Origin of the sequence: Streptomyces sp. NEAU-W12, from assembly GCF_026242095.1 — a bacterium.
Taxonomy (GTDB): Bacteria; Actinomycetota; Actinomycetes; order Streptomycetales; family Streptomycetaceae; genus Streptomyces.
In genome coordinates this window covers 12,014-34,682 of the sequence record NZ_JAPJDM010000026.1, presented here as the reverse complement: position 1 = coordinate 34,682, position 22,669 = coordinate 12,014, and the positions used below count along the sequence as shown (strand labels likewise).

Here is a 22,669-nt window from a genome sequence, read left to right as displayed (position 1 = left end):
GCCCAGTTCAGCCGGACCCTCCCCCCGGAGGAGACCAAACGCATGGTCAGCCGCTTCACGAACCGCCACACCGCGGAACTGACCGCCGGGCGCCCCCACCGCCGTCGGACCTCTCCCGCGTCCTACTCCCCGAGCAGCCGCCGCACCCGCTCCTGCCCCACCGCGAGCAGCAGGGTGGGCAGACGCGGACCCGTGTCCCGCCCGACCAGCAGGTGGTAGAGCAGCGCGAAGAACGACCGCTGCGCGGTCTTGATCTCCGCCGGCAGCTCCTTGGGCGTGGCGTCGGCGGGGAAACCGGCCTGGACCTTGGGGACGCCGTAGACGTGGTGGGTGAGCCCGTCCAGGGACCAGTGGTCGGCGAGTCCGTCGAGCAGCAGCCGCAGGGACTGGCGGCCCTGCTCGTCGAGGGACTTCAGCAGCGTCTCGTCCGGCTCCGTGCGCACGATGGTGCGCTGGTCGGCCGGGACGTGGAGGGTGATCCACGCCTCGGCCTTGTCGTAGCGGGGCCGGGCCTCGTCGAGCGAGGCGAGCGGGTGGGCGGGGTCGAGGTCGCTGAGGATGCGCAGTGCCTGGTCCGGGTGCCCGCCGGTGATGTCGGCGACGGAGGCGAGGGTGCGGTACGGCAGCGGCCGGGGCGTCGTGGGCAGCGCGCCGCTCGCCGTGCCCACCGCGCGGGAGTGCGCGGCGATGTCGGCGGGCAGGGCGGTGCCCTCGGCGACCTTGGCGTCGAGCCGGTCCCACTCGTCGTAGAGGCGCTGGATCTCCTGGTCGAAGGCGACCTTGAAGGACTGGTTGGGGCGGCGGCGGGCGTACAGCCAGCGCAGCAGCTGGGGTTCCATGATCTTCAGCGCGTCGGCGGGCGTGGGCACGCCACCGCGCGAGGACGACATCTTGGCCATGCCGCTGATGCCGACGAAGGCGTACATGGGACCGATCGGCTGCTTGCCGCCGAAGATGCCGACGATCTGCCCGCCGACCTGGAACGACGACCCGGGCGAGGAGTGGTCGACCCCGCTCGGCTCGAAGATCACGCCCTCGTACGCCCAGCGCATCGGCCAGTCGACCTTCCAGACCAGCTTGCCGCGGTTGAACTCGCTCAGCCGGACCGTCTCACCGAAGCCGCAGGCCGTGCAGGCGTAGGTCAGCTCGGTGCTGTCGTCGTCGTAGACGGTGACGGTGGTGAGGTCCTTCTCGCAGTTGCCGCAGTACGGCTTGTACGGGAAGTAGCCGGCGGAGCCGGTGGAGCCGTCGTCCTCGGCGGCGGCGCCGGAGCCCTCCGCCGCCTCCAGCTCCGCCTCGTCGACCGCCTTCTGCTGCTGCTTCTTCGCCGGGGCCTTCCTGGTGCGGTACTGGTCGAGGATCGCGTCGATGTCCCCGCGGTGCCGGAGGGCGTGCAGGATCTGCTCGCGGTAGGCACCGGAGGTGTACTGCTCCGTCTGGCTGATGCCGTCGAACTCCACGCCCAGCTCGGCGAGCGAGTCGACCATGGCCGCCTTGAAGTGCTCGGCCCAGCTCGGGTACGGGGAGCCCTTGGGGGCCGGGACCGAGGTGAGCGGCTTGCCGATGTGCTCGGCCCACGTCTCGTCGACGCCCTCGACACCGGCCGGGACCTTGCGGTACCGGTCGTAGTCGTCCCAGGAGATCAGGTGCCGGACCCGGTGGCCGCGGCGGCGGATCTCGTCGGCGACCAGGTGCGGGGTCATGACCTCGCGGAGGTTGCCCAGGTGGATGGGGCCCGACGGGGACAGTCCGGACGCGACGACCACAGGTTTGCCCGGGGCCCGACGCTCCGACTCCTCGATGACCTCGTCCGCGAAACGGGAGACCCAGTCGGTGGTCTCGGTGCTCTGAGCCACGATCGGCACGTCCTTCTTTCTGCTCGGGCAGCCGGTACGGTCGCACGGCTGACCTCTCCATTCTCCCAGCCCGGACCGCATCCGCGAAAACCGCTTTTCACCGCGTGGGATACTCGGTTTCCGTAGTACTCCCACAACCCGAGCAGAACGGCAGCCACTCCATGGCCTCGGTCACGTCCCTCAGCGACTCCGTCCAGCAGCATCTCGCGTCCGCGCTCTCGGCCGTCCGGCCCGAGGCCGCCGGCGCGGACCCGCTGCTGCGCCGAAGCGACCGGGCGGACTACCAGGCCAACGGCATCCTGGCGCTGGCCAAGAAGGCGAAGGCGAACCCGCGGGAGCTGGCCGCCGAGGTCGTCGCGCACGTCGTCACCGGTGACGAGCTGATCAAGGACGTCGAGGTCTCCGGACCCGGCTTCCTCAACCTCACGATCGCGGACCGGGCGATCACCGCGAACCTCGCCGCGCGGTACGCGGACCCCGGGCGCCTCGGCGTGCCGGTGGCCTCGGACCCCGGCACCACGGTGATCGACTACGCCCAGCCGAACGTGGCGAAGGAGATGCACGTCGGCCACCTGCGGTCCGCCGTGATCGGCGACTCCGTCGTCCGGCTCCTCGAGTTCACCGGGGAGAACGTGGTGCGCCGCCACCACATCGGCGACTGGGGAACCCAGTTCGGCATGCTCATCCAGTACCTGGACGAGCACCCGCACGAGTTGGACCACAAGGACGCCGAGAGCCTCCAGGCCTCCGGTCAGGAGGCGATGTCCAACCTGGACCGCCTCTACAAGACCGCGCGGAAGCTGTTCGACTCCGACGAGGAGTTCAAGACGCGCTCCCGGCGCCGGGTGGTCGACCTCCAGGCGGGCGATCCGCGGACGCTCGCCATCTGGCAGAAGTTCGTCGACGAGTCGAAGATCTACTTCTTCTCCGTCTTCGACAAGCTGGACATGGAGATCCAGGACGCGGACATCGTCGGCGAGTCCGGCTACAACGACATGCTCGCCGAGACCTGCCGCCTGCTGGAGGAGTCGGGCGTCGCGGTCCGCTCCGAGGGCGCGCTGTGCGTGTTCTTCGAGGACGTCCTGGGCCCGGACGGCAAGCAGGTCCCGCTGATCGTGCAGAAGTCGGACGGCGGCTACGGCTACGCGGCGACCGACCTGTCCGCGATCCGCGACCGTGTCTTCCACCTGAAGGCCGACACCCTGCTGTACGTGGTGGACGCCCGGCAGGCGCTGCACTTCAGGATGGTCTTCGAGACCGCGCGCCGGGCCGGCTGGCTCGGCGACGACGTGAAGGCGCTCCAGCTGGCGTTCGGCACGATCCTCGGCAAGGACGGCAAGCCGTTCAAGACCCGTGAGGGCGAGTCGGTGAAGCTGGTCGACCTGCTGGACGAGGCGGTCGACCGCGCTTCCGCGGTGGTCCGGGAGAAGGCACAGGACCTGTCCGAGGAGGAGATCGCCGAGCGGGGCACCCAGGTGGGCGTCGGCGCGGTGAAGTACGCGGACCTGTCGACGTCGGCGAACCGGGACTACAAGTTCGACCTCGACCAGATGGTCTCGCTGAACGGCGACACGTCGGTGTACCTCCAGTACGCCTACGCCCGTATCCAGTCGATCCTGCGCAAGGCTCCCGAGGGCGTACGCCCGTCGGCGCACCCGGAGTTGGCGCTGCACGAGGCCGAGCGGGCGCTGGGCCTGCACGTGGACGCGTTCGCGGAGACGGTGGCGGACGCGGCCCGCGAGTACGCCCCGCACAAGCTGGCCGCGTACCTGTACCAGCTGGCGTCCCTGTACACGTCGTTCTACGACAAGTGCCCGGTGCTGAAGGCCGGGTCGCCGGACCAGGTGGCCAACCGCCTGTTCCTGTGCGACGTCACGGCCCGCACGCTGCACCGGGGCATGGCCCTGCTGGGCATCCGGACGCCCGGGCGGCTCTGACGCCTTCGCCTCCGTCGGCACGCGCAGGCACGCGGCCCGTCCTCTCCCCCGGAGGGAGGACGGGCCGCGGCGTTCGGCTCAGGAGCAGTAGTTGATGTCGTTGAAGTCCCAGAACGCGGCCCTGGTCGCCGGTCCGGCGTCCCCGTCGACGACGAGGTTGGCGTTGTCGTAACGGTTCAGGTAGCGCTGCAGTGCCTTGATCGTGTTGGTGCCGACGATTCCGTCGACGGTACCGGCGTTGAGGCCCAAGGCGTTGAACTTCCGCTGCGCCGCCTTCCAGCTGGAGGTGCCCAACTGCCCGTCGATCGTGCCGGGGTTGTAACCCGTGTCGCGCAGCCAGCACTGCCAGCGCTGAGCCCGGGCGGTGCTCAGTCCGAGGTTGTTCACCGCGAGCGGAGCGACGGCCTCGACGCTTGCCGTCTGCTGCTGGACCGGCTCGGGTGCCGCCATGGCCGTGCCCGCGGTGGCCAGGCCTCCGGCGGCGATCCCGACGGCGGCGGTGGCACTGACGAGTGCCTTCGTGAGAGCTCGCATACTGTTCCCCTCCATCTGCTTGCGGCGGTCGGGCCGACCCCACCGGCCGGCCCGACAATGAGACTGTCGGGCCGGCGAAGGCTCTGACCACGGTTGCCGCAGAAGTGACGTCGTCCCGGGACGTCCCACTCCCTGAGCTGCCATGACACGTCCCGCCGGGACGGCGCCGGGGGACGGGACGGGACGGGTGACGGCCGCAGCGGCACGGGTGCAAAAACCGTCGATCCGGTAACACCGCGGATGCTGTTGCCCGATGCTCCGGGAGGACAGGAACCGAGCACACGCGTGTGGGGGAAGCATGACGTGCTGGAAGGGGATGCCCACTGAACTCGACCCGAGTGGGCGCAACGTGGTGGTGCGACTACGTCGCCCGAAGACCACAGCAAGCTGGTTCCACGTCGGCTCGCGGCGGAGACCGGATGCAGTGCCTCATCGCGGGAGCGCTCCCTCGGCGGCAGATCGCCGTCGGCGAGGGAGGCCGTGAAGGCACTCACCCCGCTCAACGGTGAGGAGCCGAACGGAACCCACCGGGCCGACCGCCCCTCGTCCGGCCGGCGGACCGGAGCCCCGCAGAGGGCCCTCACGCATCCGTGTCCGTCATGGCGGCCGTGCCGGCGATGACCGCCAAAGGCAGCGACCGGGGCGGGACCGCCCCGCCCCCGCCCCGCTGCCGGGGGGCCGCCTGCGAGGGCAGGGATCCGGTGAACATGCTCTGCGGCTTCCCCCCGGACACCCTCATCGAGCACCGCACCGCCTCCGGCGCCCACCTGCAGGTGCGGTACAGCTCCGAGTGCGGGACGAGCTGGGGCCGTGTCTGGGGCACCCGGGTGGGCGACCGCGTCGAGCTGACCGCGGCCGGCCCGACCCGCTCCGCCGAGGTCACGGACACCCTGGACGCGAAGGCGTACGTCTACACGCCCATGACGAGAACCCGCCCGGGCACCGTCGTACGAGCCTGCTTCCGCTCCGCGACGGCCCCGGGACGGGAGTGCTTCGAGGCCACGGTCCGCTGATCACGCTCCCGAAGGGCCGCAGGCCCGGACGGTCAGGGGTGCAGCACGACCTTCGTGTAGCCCTCGATCCGCTTGTCGAACTTGTCGTAGGCCGACGACGCCTGGTCCAGGCCCAGTTCGTGGGAGACGACGAAGCTGGGCTTCGCCCTGCCCTCGATGATCATGTCGCGCAGTTGCCGGTTGTAGCGCTTCACGTTGCACTGGCCCGTCCCCACCCGCAGGCCCTTCTCGAAGAGCTTGCCGATCGCGACGAGGAGCATGCCCTGCTTGGCCTGCTCGTCCGGTGCTCCCGGGTCGGCCGGGACGTAGAGTCCGGGCACGCCGAGCGCTCCGGTCGGCCTGACCGTGCCGACGAGCGCGTTGAGCACGGTCGCCGGTTCCTCGTGCGTGTCCCCCGGTGTCGTCGCCGTCGCCTGGTAACCGACGGCGTCCACGCCCTTGTCCGTGCCGACGCCCCCGGTCTGCTCCTTGATCTGCTCGACCGGGTCGCCCTCGGAGAAGTCGACCGGCACCGCGCCGATCTCCTCGGCCTTCTGCAGCCGCTCGGCGACCCGGTCCACGACGAACACCTTCTTCGCGCCGCGCAGCAGAGCCGAGTAGGCGGCCATGAGCCCGACCGGGCCCGCCCCGTACACCGCGACGCTCTCCCCGGGGCTGACCTGGGCGAGCTCACAGCCGTGGTAGCCGGTGGGGAAGATGTCGGCGAGCAGGATGAAATCGCTCTCGTATTCCTTTCCCTGAGGCAGTTTCAGGCAGTTGAAGTCGGCGTAGGGAACGCGCAGGTATTCGGCCTGGCCGCCCTGCCAGGGCCCCATGGAGACATAGCCGTAGGCGCCGCCGGCGAAGCCGGGATTGACGGTCGTGCAGTATCCGGTGAATCCCGCGGCGCAGTTGGTGCAGAACCCGCAGGCGACGTTGAAGGGCATGACCACGCGGTCGCCCTCCTCGATCGCGGTGACGCCCTGGCCGACTTCCTCGACGATCCCCATGTTCTCGTGACCGAAGACGATGCCGGGCTCGGCACCGGTCCGGCCCTCGTACATGTGCAGGTCGGAGCCGCATATCGCGGTGGAGGTGACCCGTACGAGCACGTCGTTCGGATGCTGGATGCCGGGCTTCTCCACATCCTCGACCTCGACGCTGAACGGCCCTTTGTAAACGACGGCTTTCATGATCGCGCCCTTCGTTCGACAATGCACGTCCGATCACGCGTCCGCCCCGATTTCTCGGCGTGACCTATTCCTCATGGTTCTTCGGTCCACAGCATCAGGCAAGTCGGTAATCTCACCGTGAACGCAGTTCGGTGCAGCGCGGTGGAATGCTCCGTGCCGCATCGGCACATCATGAGGGTGAGCGAGAAGTGTCAGCACAACGACTGGGGACCCTGCTGGTCCCCGTGCCGGGCCTGTCCGGCACCACCTACCCGCCGGGGACGACCGTGACCGTCCGCGGCCGGGGCGCGACCGTCGACGCCTTCGTCAACGGCGACTGGCTCCCGCTGTCGTGGTGGGAGTTCTCCGACGGCCTCCGCGAGGACATCGCCGACCGCTGACATCACCGGCCGGTCGCCCTCGCCGGGCGGGGCGGGGGCGGGACGGCCCCGGGCTGCTGAAGCGTTGGCGGAGTCAGTGCAGGGTACGGGCCACCTCGACCGCCCAGTAGGTGAGGATGTTCCGCGCACCGGCCCGCTTGATGCCGGTGAGCGACTCGAGGACGGCCCGGTCGCGGTCGATCCAGCCCTTCTCGGCGGCGGCCTCGATCATCGCGTACTCACCGGAGATCTGGTACGCGGCGACGGGCACGTCCACGGCGTCGGCGACCTTGGCGAGGATGTCGAGGTAGGGGCCGGCCGGCTTGACCATCACCATGTCGGCGCCCTCGGCGAGGTCGAGGGCCAGCTCCCGCAGGGACTCACGGGCGTTGGCCGGGTCCTGCTGGTACGTCTTGCGGTCGCCCTTGAGCGAGGAACCGACGGCCTCGCGGAAGGGGCCGTAGAAGGCGGAGGCGTACTTGGCGGTGTAGGCGAGGATCGCGACGTCCTCGCGGCCGATCTGGTCGAGGGCGTCACGGACGACGCCGATCTGCCCGTCCATCATCCCGCTGGGCCCGACGACGTGGGCACCCGCGTCGGCCTGGACCTGCGCCATCTCGGCGTACCGCTCGAGGGTGGCGTCGTTGTCGACGCGGCCCCGGTCGTCCAGGACTCCGCAGTGCCCGTGGTCCGTCGTCTCGTCGAGGCACAGGTCGGACATGACGAGCAGGTCGTCCCCGACCTCGGCCCGCACGTCCCGCAGGGCGACCTGGAGAATCCCGTCCGGATCGGTGCCGGGGGTGCCGAGGGCGTCCTTCTTGGACTCCTCGGGCACGCCGAAGATCATGATCCCGGAGATCCCGGCCGCCACGGCCTCCGCGGCCGCCTTCTTCAAGGTGTCCCGGGTGTGCTGCACCACGCCCGGCATCGCCTCGATCGGCACCGGCTCACCGATCCCCTCGCGCACGAAGGCGGGCAGGATGAGGTCGGCGGGGTGCAGCCGGGTCTCGGCGACCATCCGGCGCATGGCGGGGGTGGTCCGCAGACGCCGGGGCCTGGTGCCGGGAAAAGATCCGTACGTCGTCATGCCTCCCACGCTACGCCCGCCCGCCCCCTGCCTTTGCCGACGCCGAGTCGGCCCGCCGCCACGGGCTCCACCGCCCTCGGCGGGGGGCGAGAGCCCGGGCGGGAGGTCCCGTCGGTGCTTCCGTCGACACGACGGAGCCGGTCAGCCCGCTGGATCCCATCGGCCGGGGAAGCGGCCGGGAAGAACGTCCTCCCGGTTGCCTACGACTCCGGCATTTCGGAGAGATCGTCGTCTCGCGGCCGGCCGCCCCCCTCGCCGTCTCCATCAGGGAGCCGGCGGGCCCCTGCCGACCGGACCGTCCGCCCGCTCACCGGCGCGACCGGCGCTCCCCTGTCGTCGGCGACGGCCGCCGGGTACGGGCGCCGGCGGTGCTCCAGCCGTGCCGGGAGGGGTCGGTTCCCGGACGGCGGGCTGTAGAACTGCGCGGGGTCGCCCGAGAGAGCGGCCTTGACGAAGCGGCTGGGGTCGTCGACCAGCACCTCGACGGCCCCCGTCTGCACGCCGTCGAGGCTGGCTCGTGCGACGTCCGTCGGGTCGACCTTGGGTACGTCACGTCCCGCCATCATGTCGGTGTCAGCAGCTCCCAGATGCACACCCTGGACGAGGGTCTTCTGACCCGCGAGCTCGAGGCGCACGCCGTTGGTCATGTTCCATTCCGCGGCTTTGGCCACGGCGTAGGACCCCGAACCCTGGGGGGTGGCGATCCACGACAGCACGGAGAGGACGTTCACGATCGCGCCCCCACCGTTGGAGGCCAGGGCCGGGGCGAAGGCACGAATGACCCGGAGGGTGCCGAAGAGGTGCGTCTCCAGGTCCTGCCGGATCATGTCCAGGTCGTCGGTCAGGAGATCGGCGCCGGTCGTGATGCCGGCGTTGTTGACCAGCAACGTGACGTCCCGCGCCGCCGCGGCTGCCTCCGAGATCGACTTCTCGTCCAGCAGATCCAGGTACAGCGGCACAACCCGCGGGCCGGACGTGCCGATCGACTCCGGGCGGCGGGCCGTCGCGTAGACCTTTTCAGCTCCCCGCTCCAGCAGTTGGTCGACGAAGCGCCGGCCGATCCCTCGGTTGGCTCCGGTCACGAGCGCGGTGGCACCGGCAACGTCCACGATCATTCCTTTCGACGGGCGGGCGTACGGTTCGCTCCCGCCCCGGGTCGCCTACGCTAGAACTTGACGTCAACGTGAAGGGCAAGTCGTACCGGGCGGCAACAGGGGCGGAAGGAGGGGCCATGCGTATCGGTGAACTGGCCGAAAGAGCCGGAGTCAGTACGCGCGCCCTGCGCTACTACGAGGAGCAGCGCCTCCTGAGCCCTCACCGCACCACCAGCGGCCAGCGCTTCTACCCGGAGTCGGCCGTGGACCGGGTGAAGCTCATCCAGCAGCTTTACACCGCCGGCCTCAACAGCCACCTGCTCGCCACTCTCCTGCCCGCCATCGACGCCCGCTCCGTGGGCCCCGAACTGCTGGACCGCTTGCTCGACGAACGCGCCCGCATCAGGGAGAAGACCGCCGAACTGCAGGCCGCGGGCCGCAGACTCGACGTACTGATCGAACTCGCCACGCATCCGGATACCGAACCCTGCCCGGCCTCGCTCGACCAGGCAGCCGTGCGAGAAGCCGCCGCAACCTGACGGCTTCAGCAGTTGATCACAAGTGATCACTCCGCAGGGCAACCGCGGAGTGGCCACAGGGCAGCCTCGGCACCGTTTCCCGGCAAATGCGCCGGTCTGCCGTCTGCGCTGCGCCGTCGCAGACCTCGGCAAGAGCGATGAGCTCTCGCGGAACGATGCCGTCCGCAGCCGGCCCTTCGACTCGACGGCGGGTACCGAGAGATCCTCGCCCTGGCAGGGGCGCGTCCGCCGTCTCCCTTTGCCAGGGGCTCAAAGCCCAGGTCGGCCCGCCCGTGGCGGTGGCGAGAGGGCCGAGGTGGCGGAAGACTTCGTCCGGGCCTCCGACGAGGAGCGCCGCGACGTGAGCAGCGGTGCCGGTCCCGGCTGCCAGGCCACTGCCCCTCGTGACCCGGCGCTCGGCCGGGCCACCCGCGATGGCGCGGGCAGGTGCGGCGCCCTCCGGCGTCGGCGTGCGGGGACCGACGCAGGCAACACGCAGATCGTCCTCGACCGGCGTCCCGCGCGGGAACAGGAAAGGGGGACGCCGGTGGGCCGGCCTCAGAAACAGGGGAGGGCCCTCGTCGAGGACGGTCACGGACCTCGTGCCCTCGCGCTCCCGGTCGGCGGTCTCCGCCACGACGGCGTCCGGATCCGCCGCGGGACCGGTGCCGAGGAGAGCGCCCCGACCCGAGGCGTCGAGCGGGTGGTCGAGAACCCCGCGAACCCCGCGCGCGCTGCCGACCGTCTCGGCCCGGTCCGCCGGCTCGGCCCAGGACCGGTCACCGCGCCGCAGCAGCGCGACGGGAGCGGCTCGGTCCACGTCCTGGCCCGTACCCGTGCGTACAGGAGGCCACCCGGAGCATCGGGCGATCACCGCGAAGAGCACGGGAAAAGAGAAAGGCGAGGAAGCGCACCCACTCCTCACCACTCTCAACGTATAGCGCACCGGGGGGCTTGCGGCAAGGCCCCCGCCATGGCGCAGAATCGCTCCTCGTGAAGCCGACTAACCACCCACCCATCAACCCCACCAGCGTGTTCGACCTCCCCGGGCGTCTTGCGGCCAAGGCCGACCCGAAGCTGATCGCCGGCGACCAGGCGCACTTCGCGGCCATCGCGGAGAGCCTCGAGGAGGCGATCGCCGAGCTGTCCGACCGCCGCGCCGCCACCCTCAGGGCGCCCGGCGGCGTCGGCCGGGAGGCGATGGACCGGGACCTGGAGGTGCACCGGCTGACCGCCCGCCTGCGCGCCCTGCGCCGTTTCGGTCTGGACCTGTGCCTGGGGCACATCGTGAGCGCCGACGACCCCGAGCCGGTGTACATCGGACGGCTCGGCCTCACCGACAGCACGGGCCGCCGCCTGCTGCTCGACTGGCGCTCCCCCGCCGCCGAGCCGTTCTTCGCGGCGACGCACGCCGACCCGATGGGGCTGGCGAGCCGCCGCAGGTACCGCTGGACCGGCGGCCGGATCAGCGACTACTGGGACGAGGTGTTCACCGCCGACGGCCTCGAGGGGCACGCCGCCGCGCTCGACGACCACTCCGCCTTCGTCGCCAGTCTGGGCGGCGACCGGTCGGACCGGATGCGGGACGTGCTCGGCACCATCCAGGCCGACCAGGACGCCATCATCCGCGCGGGCTCGCGCGGCGCCCTGGTCGTCGACGGCGGCCCGGGCACGGGCAAGACCGTCGTCGCCCTGCACCGCTCCGCGTACCTGCTCTACTCCGACCCCCGCCTCGGCCACCGCCGGGGCGGGGTGCTGTTCGTCGGCCCGCACCAGCCCTACCTGGCGTACGTCTCCGACGTCCTGCCCAGCCTCGGCGAGGAGGGCGTGCAGACCTGCACGCTGCGCGACCTCGTCCCCGAGGGGCCCACGGCAGCCGTCGAGAGCGACCCGGAGGTGGCCCGCCTGAAGGCGTCCGCGGACATGGTGAGGGCGATCGAGACGGCCGTACGGTTCTACGAGGACCCGCCCGCCCAGGGGATGGCGGTGACCACCCCCTGGTCGACCGTCGCGCTGACCGCCGACGACTGGGCGGAGGCCTTCCGGGCCCCGGAGCCCGGCACCCCGCACAACGAGGCGCGCGAGCACATCTGGGACGAGCTGGTCACGGTCCTCAGGGACAAGCACGGCGGCGAGGCCCCGCCGGACCGCCTCTTCCAGCGGGCCCTGCGCGGCAACCACGACCTGGTCACCGCCCTCAACAACGCCTGGCCGCTCCTCGAACCCACCGACGTCGTCTCCGACCTGTGGTCGGCCCCCGCGTACCTGCGCATGTGCGCCCCCTGGCTCGGCCCCGACGAGGTCGGGCGCCTGCGGCGCGAGGGCGCGGAGGCCCAGGCATGGACGGTGTCCGACCTGCCGCTCCTCGACGCGGCCCGGCAGCGGCTCGGCGACCCGAAGTCGTCCCTGCGCAAGCGCCGCCACGACGCCTCGATCGCCGCCCAGCGCGAGCGCATGGCCGGCGTCATCGACAACGTCATCGCCTCCGACGACGACGGCGAGGGTGCGGTGACCATGCTGCACGGCCAGGACCTGCGGGACAGCCTGATCGACGAGAGCGCCCTGCCCACCCCCGAACCGGACGCGCTCGCGGGCCCGTTCGCGCACGTCGTCGTGGACGAGGCCCAGGAACTCACCGACGCCCAGTGGCAGATGCTGCTCCTGCGCTGCCCGTCCCGGAGCTTCACCATCGTCGGGGACCGCGCCCAGGCCAGACACGGCTTCACGGAGTCGTGGCAGGAACGGCTCCGGCGCATCGGCCTCGACCGGATCGACGTCGCCTCCCTGAACATCAACTACCGCACGCCGCAGGAGGTGATGGCGGAAGCCGAGCCGGTCATCCGCGCCGCCCTCCCGGACGCCAACGTCCCGGCCTCCATCCGCGCGGGCGGCCTCCCCGTCGTCCACGGCCCGGTCTCCGACCTCGACTCGGTCCTCGACACCTGGCTGGCCGCCCACGAGGACGGCAACGGAATCGCCTGCGTCATCGGCGACCCCACGTTCCGGGACACGCCCCGCATCCGCTCCCTGACCCCGGAACTCGCCAAGGGCCTCGAATTCGACCTGGTCGTCCTCGTCGACCCGGACGCCTTCGGCACGGGCGTCGAGGGAGCCGTCGACCGCTACGTGGCGATGACCCGGGCGACCCGGCAACTGGTCGTCCTCACCTGACGTCGCGACCGGTTCCCGCACGCTCCGAGCATCCGAGTACCCGGTCCTCCTACGCGGTCGCGAAGCCCGCGTGTCCCAGCGCTGGTGAGGCACCCGCTCGGGACACCGGTGCGACAGCCGGATGTCAGAGCGGGCGGCTACGGTACGCCCGTGAACGAGACGACCGGTGACGACCGCAGCCTTCCGCCCGCCCTCACCGACGTGGCCCGCGCCGGGTTCGATTACGACGACGGGAACCGAATCGACTTCGAGCCCTACAGCACCTTCTGCTCGGCCGAGGAGACCACGGACTGGCTGCGCCAGTGGACCCGGAACCCCGAGCTCGACGGCGACGCCTACCGGCTGTTCGGCCAGGACGGCACCGGCGGCCTCGCGGCCCTCTGGTACGGACGGCCCGGCCGGCCCCTCGCCGAGCAGCCCGTGGTGTTCATGGGCTCGGAGGGCCAGTGCGGAGTGGTGGCCGGGAACCTGTCCGACTTCCTGTGGATGCTGGCCGACGGCTACGGCCCCCTGGAGACCGTGCTGTTCGGGGTCGACGAGTCACGCCCCGACGCGGCCCTCACCGCACTCGCCGAACGGCACGCCACCACCCCCCGCCGCCCGGCCCGCGCCATCATCACCGAGGTCCGCGCCGAGTTCCCGGCCTTCGCCGAGGACATCGCCGCGCTCTGCCGCTGAGGTCACCGGAAGCGGCCGAGCCCCACAGCTCGGCCCACACCGTCTTGCACGGGAACGGCCCCGGCAGCACACCCCAGTCGTCGGCCGACTCCCCGACCAGCAGCAGGCCGTAGCCCGACTCGGCGGGCTCCGGCGAAGCGCTCCCGCGCGCGGGTACCTTCTCGCCCCTGGGGTCGGTCACCTCGATGCGCAGCACCCCGTGCGCTGTGACGGTGAGGCCGAGCCGGAAGCCCCGGCCGGGGACACGGCCGTGCACGACGGCGTTCGTGGCGAGTTCGGCGACGATCAGCCGGGCCGGGTCCAGGGGCAGCCCCCAGGCGTCCAGTTGCTCGGCGGCGAGCAGGCGGGCGAGACGGGCGCCCCGGCGGGTGGCGGACAGCGGCACGGTGAACTGGTGCAGCGGGGCACGCGGTGTGACGGTTTCGTGATTCACCTCACCCAGCGTGCTCAGTTGCGGTCCTGCTGTGAAGGAGAGCGGCCCGTGCCACCGGCGGCTGCCCGTGGTGTGCCCGGTCCCGTCCGGGCTGCCCGGGGCGGCGGGCTGCGGGCGGCGGGCGGCGGGCTGCGGGCTGCGGGCTGCGGGCTGCGGGCTGCGGGGGATCCTCGCCCTTCAGGGCGGCGGCAGCGGCAGACAGGGCATCCGCGGGTGCCGCAGGTGCTGCCCGCCGTCGTGCACGCACAGGGTGAAGGTCTCCGGTTCCGGCCGTCCGGCCGCGTCGTAGACGTCGATGACCCGCTCGACGCTCTCCCACAGCCTGACCGGACCGCCCTCCCGCACCCGCCAGCCGCCGTCGCCGTCAGGGGCCAGCGCGGCGGCCGACCCGCTGACCACGTCGACCAGGTGCACGAGGTCGCCGACGGTGGTCAGTTGCGCGTCGGGCACCGCGCTCTGCACGAGGAAGCGCAGAGGGAAGGCCTCCTCGGTCGCGGCGGTGATCCGCCCGGGACCGTGCCGGGCGGCCCGCGCGTTCCCCGGCAACCCGGCCGCCCAGGGGGCCGGGTCGCCGAAGGCCGGCGCCGCGTGCGTACGCGCCGACATGAAGGAGACCGTGCCGCCCAGCAGACGGCCCTCGGCGGTGCCGTCCCCGGCGACTGTGAGCAGGACCCGGGCGTACCCGTAGAGCCAGCCCGAGAGCGTCAGCAGGATCCTGCCGCCCGGCCGGGTCTGGGCGACCAGGGCGGGGGGGCACGGCACGGAAGGAGCAGGCCGCGACGATCCGGTCGAACGGGGCCTCGGGCCAGTACCCGTACAACCCGTCCGCGACCGCGAGGGTGGGTGCGTAGCCGCAGCCGTGCAGCGCGCTCCCGGCCCGCTCCAGCCGGCGCGGGTCCACCTCGATGCTCGTGACACCGGCGGAACCGAGGCGTTCGCAGGCGAGCGCGGTCGAGTACCCCGTCCCCGTGCCGATCTCCAGCACCGTGTGCCCCTCCCGGACATCGGCGTCGGCCCACATCCGCACCACGAGGGACGGCAGGGTGGAGGACGAGGTCGGAGCCCCTCCGTGCCGCTCGGCCGGGTGCTCCCAGTCGGGTTCGTCACCGTCGAACTGGGTGATGAGCGTGGTGTCGGAGTACGCGGCGGCAGCCAGCGCCCGTGGTCGAGTGCGGCGGTGACCGGCTGCCACACGGTCGGCCCCTGCCCGTCGCGCTCATCGGCGGGCAGGTGGAAGCCGGGCACGAACCGGTGCCGGGGCACCGTCTCCACCGCCGCCCGCCAGGCCGGATCGTCCAGCAACCCGCGTACGGCGAGGTCCTCCGCCATGACCGCGCGCAGCCGCGCGGCATCGGTTCCGGGATCGACGGGCGGCGGCTCGACCGGCAACCGGTCGGTGACCAGGCGCAGCGCCCAGAGGGCCTCGGGAGTGGGTGTCGTCAGGGGTGTCCCTTCTCTCTCCGCGATACGGCGCTTCCCGATTCGTGCCACTCAGTGTGCTCACACATGCGCACACTGTGAATACGGGCAGCTCGTACGGCCGGTCGCTGTACGCCGGGTGTCCGGTTTCTGTCCGGCCTGCCCGGGGTGACCGGGTGCGGGCGGCCGGAGTTGGTCCGGGGAAGGGTGCGCGCGACGGGAGGCGGCGGACATGAGCGAGTGGGCAGCAGGGCTGGACGACGAAGAGGCCGGGGCCGTGATGCGGACCGTCGTGCGGCAGTTGAAGCTGTGGCGGGAGGCGGCCGGCCTCACGCAGGCGGAGTTCGGGGCGGCGATCAAGTACGGGGAGGAGATGGTCTCCTGCGTGGAGCGGGGGCGGCGGATTCCCCGGCCGGAGTACCTGGACGCGGCGGACGAGGTGTTGGGGGCGGGCGGGAAGATCTCCGCGCTCAAGCAGGACGTGGCGGAGGTCCGGTACCCGAAGAAGGTACGGGACTTGAAGAAGCTGGAGGCTGAGGCCGTCGAGCTGGGGGCCTACAACAACTCGGTCATTCAAGGGTTGTTGCAGACCGAGGACTACGCACGGGCCGTGTTCAACGCGCATCGACCGGCGCTCACCGAGGATGAGGTTGAGCAGCAGGTAGTGGCACGCTTGGCACGACAGGAGATCCTTGATCTCATGACCGGGCGGCGCGTCTTCAGCTTTGTGCAGTGCGAGTCGACGCTTCGCAGGCCCATGGGAGGCAGAATGGTGATGCGCCAGCAGCTCGAGCGGCTGTTGGAAATTGCCCAGTTTCGCAACGTGGACCTCCAGGTCCTTCCCTTGGACCGCGAGGTGAACTCCGGAACCGGTGGTTCGTTCCGGCTGCTCAAGCTCAAGGGAGGAACCACAGTCGCGTTCAGCGAATCGCCCCTGAGTAGCAGAGTGACGGCTGATCCCAGGGAAACAACGGTCCTCGACATCCGCTACGGAGCTCTGCGCGCCCAGGCTCTCAGCCCACAGGATTCGTTGCCCCTCATCGAGAAAGCACTGGGAGAGACAAGGACATGACGCTCAAGGCCCCTGTAACCGGCACCGAGCCGGAATGGATAAAGAGCAGCTACAGCACGTCCGACGGCCCCGACTGCGTCGAGGTAGCCACTGCCCCCGCCCACGTCCTCGTCCGTGACTCCAAGAACCCCACCGGGCCCCGCCTCGCCCTCGCCCCTGCCAGCTGGACGACCTTCCTGCCGTACGCAGTCGAGCGCTGACGAAGTGAACGACCGTGACCCACGCCTGCATTGAAGGGGGCGGGCCACGTCTGCGTGTCAGTCGGCGGTCGGAGCCGCCTCCGCCGCAGGGCCCTCTCCCCGTGCCTGCTGCAAGGTCTCCGCGATCGCGGCGAACTCCTCCAGCACGGCCTGAAGGTTCTCGACGATCTCGGCGGCCAGTACCTCGGACGCGGGCAGGTTGTCCGCGTCGTCGAGGCCCGGGTCACGGAGCCGGGTGATGTCGAGGTCGGCCTTGTCGCGGGCGATCGGTTCCTCGTACGTGTACGCCTTGAAGCGTTTCCTCCCGACCCGCTTCGGAGGATGGCGTGCCGCGGAGTGGTGTAACGGATCTTGGCTGGGAAGCGCGCCGTTTCCGTGCCCTCGCGTGCATCGACCACCGGTGAACGCTCCCTGGGAACGGGGCGGGCCACCGTGCGACTGTCCTTGGCAGTGCCTGGTTTGTGGTCCCTGAGCCCAATCGTCCGTCGAGGCTGCGCTCAGGGACACAACCGTCGATCGGAACGGAGCAGTTGAGCCCGCAGTCCCAGGCGCTGGCGCGCGCCCGCGGGGCACGGCATACCTACGAACAGAGCGTTACGTCGTCGACCGGCGCCTGCGCGCCCCCGGCCGCCGTTCGCTCGGCCGGGTCACCGGGTCGCCGGCCTCCAGCGCGGCCAGCCGGCGCCGCGCGCCGAAGTCGGCCAGGGCCTCCGCCAGCTTGTGCACGGACGGCTCCGGGGCCATGACGTCGACCCGCAGACCGTGTTCCTCGGCCGTCTTCGCCGTGGCCGGGCCGATGCAGGCGATGACCGTCACGTTGTGCGGCTTGCCCGCGATGCCGACCAGGTTCCGGACCGTCGACGACGAGGTGAAGAGCACCGCGTCGAAGCCGCCGCCCTTGATCGCCTCGCGGGTCTCCGCCGGCGGCGGCGAGGCGCGCACCGTGCGGTAGGCGGTGACGTCGTCGACCTCCCAGCCCAGCTCTATCAGGCCGGCCACCAGCGTCTCGGTGGCGATGTCGGCGCGCGGCAGGAAGACGCGGTCGATCGGGTCGAAGACCGGGTCGTAGGGCGGCCAGTCCTCCAGGAGCCCCGCCGCCGACTGCTCGCCGCTGGGCACCAGGTCGGGCTTGACGCCGAAGGCGATCAGCGCGTTGGCGGTCTGTTCACCGACCGCCGCGACCTTGATCCCGGCGAAGGCGCGGGCGTCGAGACCGTACTCCTCGAACTTCTCCCGCACCGCCTTGACCGCGTTGACGGAGGTGAAGGCGATCCACTCGTAGCGGCCCGTGACCAGGCCCTTGACCGCCCGCTCCATCTGCTGCGGGGTACGAGGCGGTTCGACGGCGATGGTCGGCACCTCGTGCGGCACCGCGCCGTAGGACCGCAGTTGGTCGGAGAGCGACGCCGCCTGCTCCTTCGTGCGCGGCACGAGCACCTTCCAGCCGAACATCGGCTTGGACTCGAACCACGCCAGCCGGTCGCGCTGGGCGGGGGCGGAACGCTCACCGACCACGGCTATGACCGGCCGGCCGCCCTCGGGCGAGGGCAGCACCTTCGCCTGCTTCAGCGTCTGCGCGATCGTGCCGAGCGTCGCCGTCCAGGTGCGCTGCCGGGTCGTCGTGCCGGCGACGGTCACCGTCAGCGGGGTGTCGGGCTTGCGACCGGCGGACACCAGTTCGCCCGCCGCCGCGGCCACCGAGTCGAGCGTCGCGGAGACGACCACCGTGCCGTCGGACACCCCGACCTCGGTCCAGCACCGTTCGGACGCGGTGCGCGCGTCCACGAACCGTACGTCCGCGCCCTGCGCGCCCCGCAGGGGCACACCGGCGTACGCGGGAACGCCGACCGCCGCCGCGACACCGGGGACGACCTCGAAGGTCACCCCGGCCGCCACGCACGCCAGCATCTCCTCGGCGGCGTACGCGTCGAGGCCGGGATCACCGGCCACCGCACGCACGACCCGCCTGCCGCCCCGTGCGGCCTCCATGACAAGATGTGCCGCATCCCGCACCGCGGGTGCGCCAACGGTTGGTGACGCGCCGTCAACAACCTTGAGTTGAGGCGTGCCTGTGCCCGGAGCGGACATCGCGGAGGAACCCGTCGAGTCCGTGTCCGTGGGCACCTCGGCGACGCCCTGCCTGGCATGCCGGCGTACGACGTCGAGCACCTCGTGCTCGGCGACGAGAACGTCCGCGCTCGCCAGCGCCTCCACGGCGCGCAGAGTCAGCAGTCCCGGATCCCCGGGTCCGGCACCGAGGAAGGTGACGTACCCGTGTTCCGGAGGGGGTGGAAGGGTGGTGGGGCTCACAGTGCTCGCTCCCCCATCAGACCGGCCGCGCCCTGCGCGAGCATCTCGGTGGCGAGTTCGCGACCGAGCGCCATCGCCGCCTCATGCGTCTCGGGCACGGGACCGGTGGTGGACAGCTGCACCAGCGTGGTGCCGTCGGTCGTGCCGACGACGCCCCGCAGGCGCATTTCCTTGACAATCGACCCGTCCGTCTGGGGGTCCCCCCGGTCTCGAGCGAAGCCGAGAACCGGGGGAAGGTCGGCGAGCGCCCCCACAGGGGCGGTGCAGCCGGCCTCCAGGGCGGCGAGCAGTGACCGCTCGGCCGTCACGGCGGCCCGCGTGAACGGGTCGTCGAGCGCGGCGAGCGCGGCGGTCAGCTCCGTGTCGCGCATGGAGCACTCGACCGCCAGGGCCCCCTGGCCGGGGGCGGGCAAAACCGTGTCGACCGACAGGAAGTCGGTCACCTCGTCGCTGCGCCCGACCCGGTTCAGTCCGGCGGCGGCCAGCACGACGGCGTCCAGCTCACCGCTGGTGACGTACCCGATCCGGGTGTCGACGTTGCCGCGTATCGGCACCGTCTCGAACTCCAGGCCGCGGGCGACCGCGTACGCGTTCAGCTGGGCCACCCGGCGCGCCGCGCCGGTGCCGATGCGGGCGCCGCGCGGAAGGTCCGTGAGCTTGAGCGCGTCGCGCCCGATGAGCACGTCCCGCGGGTCCTCGCGCTCCGGTACCGCGGCCAGGACCAGCTCGTCGTGCGGTGCGGTCGGGAGGTCCTTCAGCGAGTGCACCGCGAAGTCCACCTCGCCGCGCACCAGGGCGTCGCGCAGCGCGGCCACGAAGACGCCCGTACCGCCGATCTGCGAGAGGTGCTCGCGCGACGTGTCGCCGTACGTGGTGATCGGGACGAGCTCGACAGGCCGTCCGGTCACCTGGCTCACGGCATCCGCCACCTGCCCGGACTGGGCCATGGCGAGCTTGCTCCGCCTGGTCCCGAGCCTCAGTGCCTTTCCAGTCATGCCGGCCCTCGGTTCTCTGCGATGTACGCGATGGTCGCGCTCTTCGCGTTCTTCTCGGTGCTTTCCTCGGCTCGGGAGACGGAGGCCACCGTCTCGGGGTCGAGGTCGAACAGGGTGCGCAACGCGTCCGCGTACCCGGCGCCGCCGGGTTCGGCCGCGAGCTGCTTGACCCGCACGGTCGGCGCGTGCAGCAGCTTGTCGACCACCCGCCGCACGGTCTGGGTGATCTCCGCGCGGTGCTTGTCGTCCAGGCCGGGCAGCCGGCCCTCGAGGCGGGCGATCTCACCGGCCACCACATCCGCGGCCATGGTGCGCAGCGCGACCACGGTCGGCGTGATGTGCGCGGCCCGCTGTGCCGCCCCGAACGCCGCCACCTCGTCGGAGACGATACGCCGGACCTGGTCCACGTCGGCAGCCATCGGAGCGTCCGCGGACGCCTGGGCGAGCGCCTCGATGTCCACCAGCCGCACCCCGGCGAGGCGGTGCGCGGCGGCGTCGATGTCGCGCGGCATCGCGAGGTCGAGCAGGTGCAGCACGGGCTCCGGGCGCGGCGGCCCGGCCACCGGCTCCGGACGGCGCCGCTCGGGGATCCGGCCGACGCTCGCCGCGGTCGCGGCCAGCGCGCCGATCAGCTCGGGGTCCACCGGGTCCGCGCCGACGCCGCGCCGGCCGGCCTGGCGGCGGTCGACGGTGCTGCCCGCGGCCCACGCCGCGTGCTGCTCCAGCGTCGCCGCGTCCATGCCGGCGACGGCCGCCTCGCCCATCACGGAGAAACCGGGGGGCACGGAGGACAGGTCCAGCGGGCAGTCCTCGTCGGTACCGATGCTCACCGGAGGCAGGGACGCCGTCCGCGCCTCCTCCGGCACCTCGCCCCGTACGGTCTGCGGCGCCTCGCCGCGCAGGGCGGTCTCCGGCAGCCCACCGCGCGCGGTCTCCGGCCGCGCCCCGGCCCGGCCCTCGACACCGGCGGCGATCGCATCGGCGGTGAGGACGAGCCCGGTCGCGCCCGTGCAGGAGACGACCACGTCGGCACGTGTCAGCTCGAACGGCACCGATCCCATCGGTACCGCGCGGGCCAGCACGTCCGTGTCGTCGCCCTCCGCCGGGCTTTGTCCATACTGCTCTCCGAGCAGGGCGACCAGGCGCTCGGCGCGGTCGGCGGTGCGGTTGGCGATCACGATCTCGCGGACACCGGTCCGCGCGAGCGTGGCCGCGGCCAGTGACGACATCGAACCGGCGCCTATGATCAGGGCCTTCTTGCCCTGCGCCCAGGTCTCGACGGGTGCGCCGAGGGCCAGCTGCTCCAGGCCGAAGGTGACCAGGGACTGCCCGGCGCGGTCGATGCCGGTCTCCGAGTGGGCCCGCTTGCCGACCCGGAGCGCCTGCTGGAACAGGTCGTTCATCAGCCGGCCGGCGGTGTGCAGTGCCTGCGCACGCGCCAGCGAGTCCTTGATCTGGCCGAGGATCTGCCCCTCACCGACCACCATCGAGTCCAGTCCGCAGGCCACCGAGAACATGTGGTGGACGGCGCGGTCCTCGTAGTGCACGTAGAGATGGGGAGTGAGCTCCTCCAGGCCGACCCCGCTGTGCTGGGCCAGCAGCGTGGACAGCTCGGCGACACCGGCGTGGAACTTGTCCACGTCGGCGTACAGCTCGATGCGGTTGCAGGTGGCGAGCACCGCGGCCTCGGCGGCCGGTTCGGCGGCGACCGCGTCCTGCAGCAGCTTGGTCTGCGCCTCCGTGCTCAGCGAGGCCCGGTCCAGCACACTGACCGGCGCGCTGCGGTGGCTCAGTCCGACGACGAGGAGACTCATGTCGGCATCACGGCGGGTACGTCCCCGTCGGGTTCCTGGTCGACGGCGGGCTCCTGGTCCGCGGCGCCCCGGCGCGTGACGACGGGCGGCTGGACGGAGGCGGCGGCCAGCTCGCCGGCCTTGCGCTGCTCGTGGAAGGCGAGGATCTGCAGCTCGATGGAGAGGTCCACCTTGCGCACGTCGACGCCGTCCGGGACGGACAGCACGGTCGGCGCGAAGTTCAGGATGGAGGTGACCCCCGCGGCCACGAGACGCTCGCAGACCTGCTGGGCGGCGCCGGCCGGCGTCGCGATCACACCGATCGACACACCCTCGTCCTCGACGATCTGCTCCAGTTCGTCGGCGTGCTGCACGGGTATCCCGGCGACGGGCTTCCCGGCCATCGCGGGATCGGCGTCGATGAGCGCGGCGACCCTGAACCCGCGGGAGGCGAACCCGCCGTAGTTGGCGAGTGCGGCACCGAGGTTACCGATACCGACGATCACGACCGGCCAGTCCTGGGTCAGGCCGAGTTCGCGGGAGATCTGGTACACGAGATACTCGACGTCGTAGCCCACACCCCGGGTCCCGTAGGAACCCAGGTAGGAGAAGTCCTTGCGCAGCTTCGCGGAGTTGACGCCCGCGGCAGCCGCCAGTTCCTCCGAGGAAACCGTGGGCACCGAGCGCTCGGAGAGCGCGGTGAGGGCGCGGAGGTACAGCGGAAGCCTGGCGACGGTGGCCTCGGGAATCCCTCGGCTACGGGTCGCCGGTCGGTGAGTTCGGCCAGTTGCCACGGTGCTCCTGCGGGTAGAGCGGGGCTTCAGGCGGTCATGTGTCCCCGGACCGCCCCGTCGAATGCAGGCTATGTCTTTGTGAACGCGTGCACAAAGATGGTGTCCGTTTTGTCCGCCCAAAGTGACCGGGGTCACGCGCCCCCGGCGCACTCGCGCGGAACCTGCGCACTTGCGCCCCGGCTCCCTTTGTTCTGGGGGCAAAACCGCACACTCTCCTCTACGTATCCCGCCCCC

General features: G+C 71.6%; 19 protein-coding genes and 2 pseudogenes. 8 read left to right on the top strand and 13 right to left on the bottom strand.

The features are described from left to right. Positions 1-122: 122 nt before the first annotated feature. Complete coding sequence (gene lysS, locus ORI94_RS28030; RefSeq protein ID WP_266080770.1) at positions 123-1,865, bottom strand: lysine--tRNA ligase; 1,743 nt, start codon at positions 1,863-1,865, stop codon at positions 123-125. Positions 1,866-2,017: 152 nt separating this feature from the next. Here lysS and argS point away from each other — a divergent pair, with 152 nt between their 5' ends. After that, complete coding sequence (gene argS, locus ORI94_RS28025; protein ID WP_266080962.1) at positions 2,018-3,793, top strand: arginine--tRNA ligase; 1,776 nt, start codon at positions 2,018-2,020, stop codon at positions 3,791-3,793. 78 nt (positions 3,794-3,871) lie between these two features. Here argS and ORI94_RS28020 read toward each other — a convergent pair whose 3' ends face one another. After that, a complete protein-coding gene (locus tag ORI94_RS28020; protein ID WP_266080768.1) occupies positions 3,872-4,327 on the bottom strand; it encodes a peptidoglycan-binding domain-containing protein in 456 nt (151 codons plus the stop codon). A 599-nt stretch (positions 4,328-4,926) separates the two neighbouring features. Here ORI94_RS28020 and ORI94_RS28015 point away from each other — a divergent pair. Further along, complete coding sequence (locus ORI94_RS28015; RefSeq protein WP_266080766.1) at positions 4,927-5,340, top strand: DUF2690 domain-containing protein; 414 nt, start codon at positions 4,927-4,929, stop codon at positions 5,338-5,340. 32 nt (positions 5,341-5,372) lie between these two features. Here the strand turns inward: ORI94_RS28015 and ORI94_RS28010 are convergent, their stop codons facing one another. Continuing rightward, positions 5,373-6,512 (bottom strand): glutathione-independent formaldehyde dehydrogenase, encoded by a 1,140-nt coding sequence (locus ORI94_RS28010; protein WP_266080764.1) that lies wholly within the window; start codon positions 6,510-6,512, stop codon positions 5,373-5,375. A 188-nt stretch (positions 6,513-6,700) separates the two neighbouring features. Here ORI94_RS28010 and ORI94_RS28005 point away from each other — a divergent pair, with 188 nt between their 5' ends. Further along, positions 6,701-6,892: a hypothetical protein gene (locus tag ORI94_RS28005; protein ID WP_030190387.1), complete on the top strand. Its 192-nt coding sequence runs from the start codon at positions 6,701-6,703 to the stop codon at positions 6,890-6,892. A 73-nt stretch (positions 6,893-6,965) separates the two neighbouring features. Here the strand turns inward: ORI94_RS28005 and hemB are convergent, their stop codons facing one another. Further along, positions 6,966-7,958, bottom strand: coding sequence for a porphobilinogen synthase (gene hemB / locus ORI94_RS28000; protein WP_266080756.1), 993 nt, complete (start codon positions 7,956-7,958; stop codon positions 6,966-6,968). A gap of 416 nt (positions 7,959-8,374) precedes the next feature. Beyond that, positions 8,375-9,067: pseudogene (locus ORI94_RS27995) on the bottom strand (SDR family oxidoreductase); the annotation flags it as partial. A 122-nt stretch (positions 9,068-9,189) separates the two neighbouring features. Here ORI94_RS27995 and ORI94_RS27990 point away from each other — a divergent pair. Continuing rightward, positions 9,190-9,591 (top strand): MerR family transcriptional regulator, encoded by a 402-nt coding sequence (locus ORI94_RS27990; protein WP_266080754.1) that lies wholly within the window; start codon positions 9,190-9,192, stop codon positions 9,589-9,591. A 16-nt stretch (positions 9,592-9,607) separates the two neighbouring features. Here the strand turns inward: ORI94_RS27990 and ORI94_RS27985 are convergent, their stop codons facing one another. Continuing rightward, complete coding sequence (locus ORI94_RS27985; RefSeq protein ID WP_266080961.1) at positions 9,608-10,207, bottom strand: DNA-processing protein DprA; 600 nt, start codon at positions 10,205-10,207, stop codon at positions 9,608-9,610. Positions 10,208-10,563: 356 nt separating this feature from the next. Between ORI94_RS27985 and helR the strand changes: the two genes are divergently transcribed. Together helR and ORI94_RS27975 are read left to right on the top strand one after the other, a co-directional pair. Then, entirely contained in the window at positions 10,564-12,741 is a 2,178-nt protein-coding gene (gene helR, locus ORI94_RS27980; protein ID WP_266080752.1) for an RNA polymerase recycling motor ATPase HelR, read from the top strand. 150 nt (positions 12,742-12,891) lie between these two features. After that, positions 12,892-13,419, top strand: coding sequence for an SMI1/KNR4 family protein (locus tag ORI94_RS27975; protein WP_266080750.1), 528 nt, complete (start codon positions 12,892-12,894; stop codon positions 13,417-13,419). On the opposite strand, the gene ORI94_RS27970 is transcribed toward ORI94_RS27975, so the two are convergent. Both ORI94_RS27970 and tgmC read right to left on the bottom strand, forming a co-directional pair. After that, a complete protein-coding gene (locus ORI94_RS27970; protein WP_323056096.1) occupies positions 13,358-13,852 on the bottom strand; it encodes an ATP-binding protein in 495 nt (164 codons plus the stop codon). The genes ORI94_RS27975 and ORI94_RS27970 overlap by 62 nt on opposite strands. Positions 13,853-14,029: 177 nt before the next feature. Next, positions 14,030-15,181, bottom strand: a pseudogene (tgmC, locus tag ORI94_RS27965) (ATP-grasp peptide maturase system methyltransferase). A 322-nt stretch (positions 15,182-15,503) separates the two neighbouring features. Between tgmC and ORI94_RS27960 the strand changes: the two are divergent. Continuing rightward, positions 15,504-16,343 (top strand): helix-turn-helix domain-containing protein, encoded by an 840-nt coding sequence (locus ORI94_RS27960; RefSeq protein ID WP_266080748.1) that lies wholly within the window; start codon positions 15,504-15,506, stop codon positions 16,341-16,343. Continuing rightward, complete coding sequence (locus ORI94_RS27955; protein WP_266080747.1) at positions 16,340-16,543, top strand: DUF397 domain-containing protein; 204 nt, start codon at positions 16,340-16,342, stop codon at positions 16,541-16,543. Before ORI94_RS27960 ends, ORI94_RS27955 begins: the two co-directional genes overlap by 4 nt. A gap of 57 nt (positions 16,544-16,600) precedes the next feature. Here the strand turns inward: ORI94_RS27955 and ORI94_RS27950 are convergent, their stop codons facing one another. From ORI94_RS27950 to ORI94_RS27930, 5 genes are all read right to left on the bottom strand, one after another. Continuing rightward, the gene (locus ORI94_RS27950; RefSeq protein WP_266080746.1) at positions 16,601-17,050 is read right to left on the bottom strand and encodes a hypothetical protein; all 450 of its coding nucleotides are present in this window, start codon (positions 17,048-17,050) and stop codon (positions 16,601-16,603) included. Positions 17,051-17,137: 87 nt separating this feature from the next. Beyond that, complete coding sequence (locus ORI94_RS27945; RefSeq protein WP_266080744.1) at positions 17,138-18,853, bottom strand: uroporphyrinogen-III synthase; 1,716 nt, start codon at positions 18,851-18,853, stop codon at positions 17,138-17,140. Further along, positions 18,850-19,848, bottom strand: a complete 999-nt coding sequence (gene hemC, locus ORI94_RS27940) for a hydroxymethylbilane synthase (RefSeq protein ID WP_266080742.1) — start codon at positions 19,846-19,848, stop codon at positions 18,850-18,852. Before hemC ends, ORI94_RS27945 begins: the two co-directional genes overlap by 4 nt. Then, complete coding sequence (locus tag ORI94_RS27935; RefSeq protein WP_266080740.1) at positions 19,845-21,662, bottom strand: glutamyl-tRNA reductase; 1,818 nt, start codon at positions 21,660-21,662, stop codon at positions 19,845-19,847. The genes hemC and ORI94_RS27935 overlap by 4 nt, the downstream gene beginning before the upstream one ends. Beyond that, positions 21,659-22,435, bottom strand: a complete 777-nt coding sequence (locus ORI94_RS27930; RefSeq protein ID WP_266080738.1) for a redox-sensing transcriptional repressor Rex — start codon at positions 22,433-22,435, stop codon at positions 21,659-21,661. The genes ORI94_RS27935 and ORI94_RS27930 overlap by 4 nt, the downstream gene beginning before the upstream one ends. Positions 22,436-22,669 lie beyond the last annotated feature (234 nt).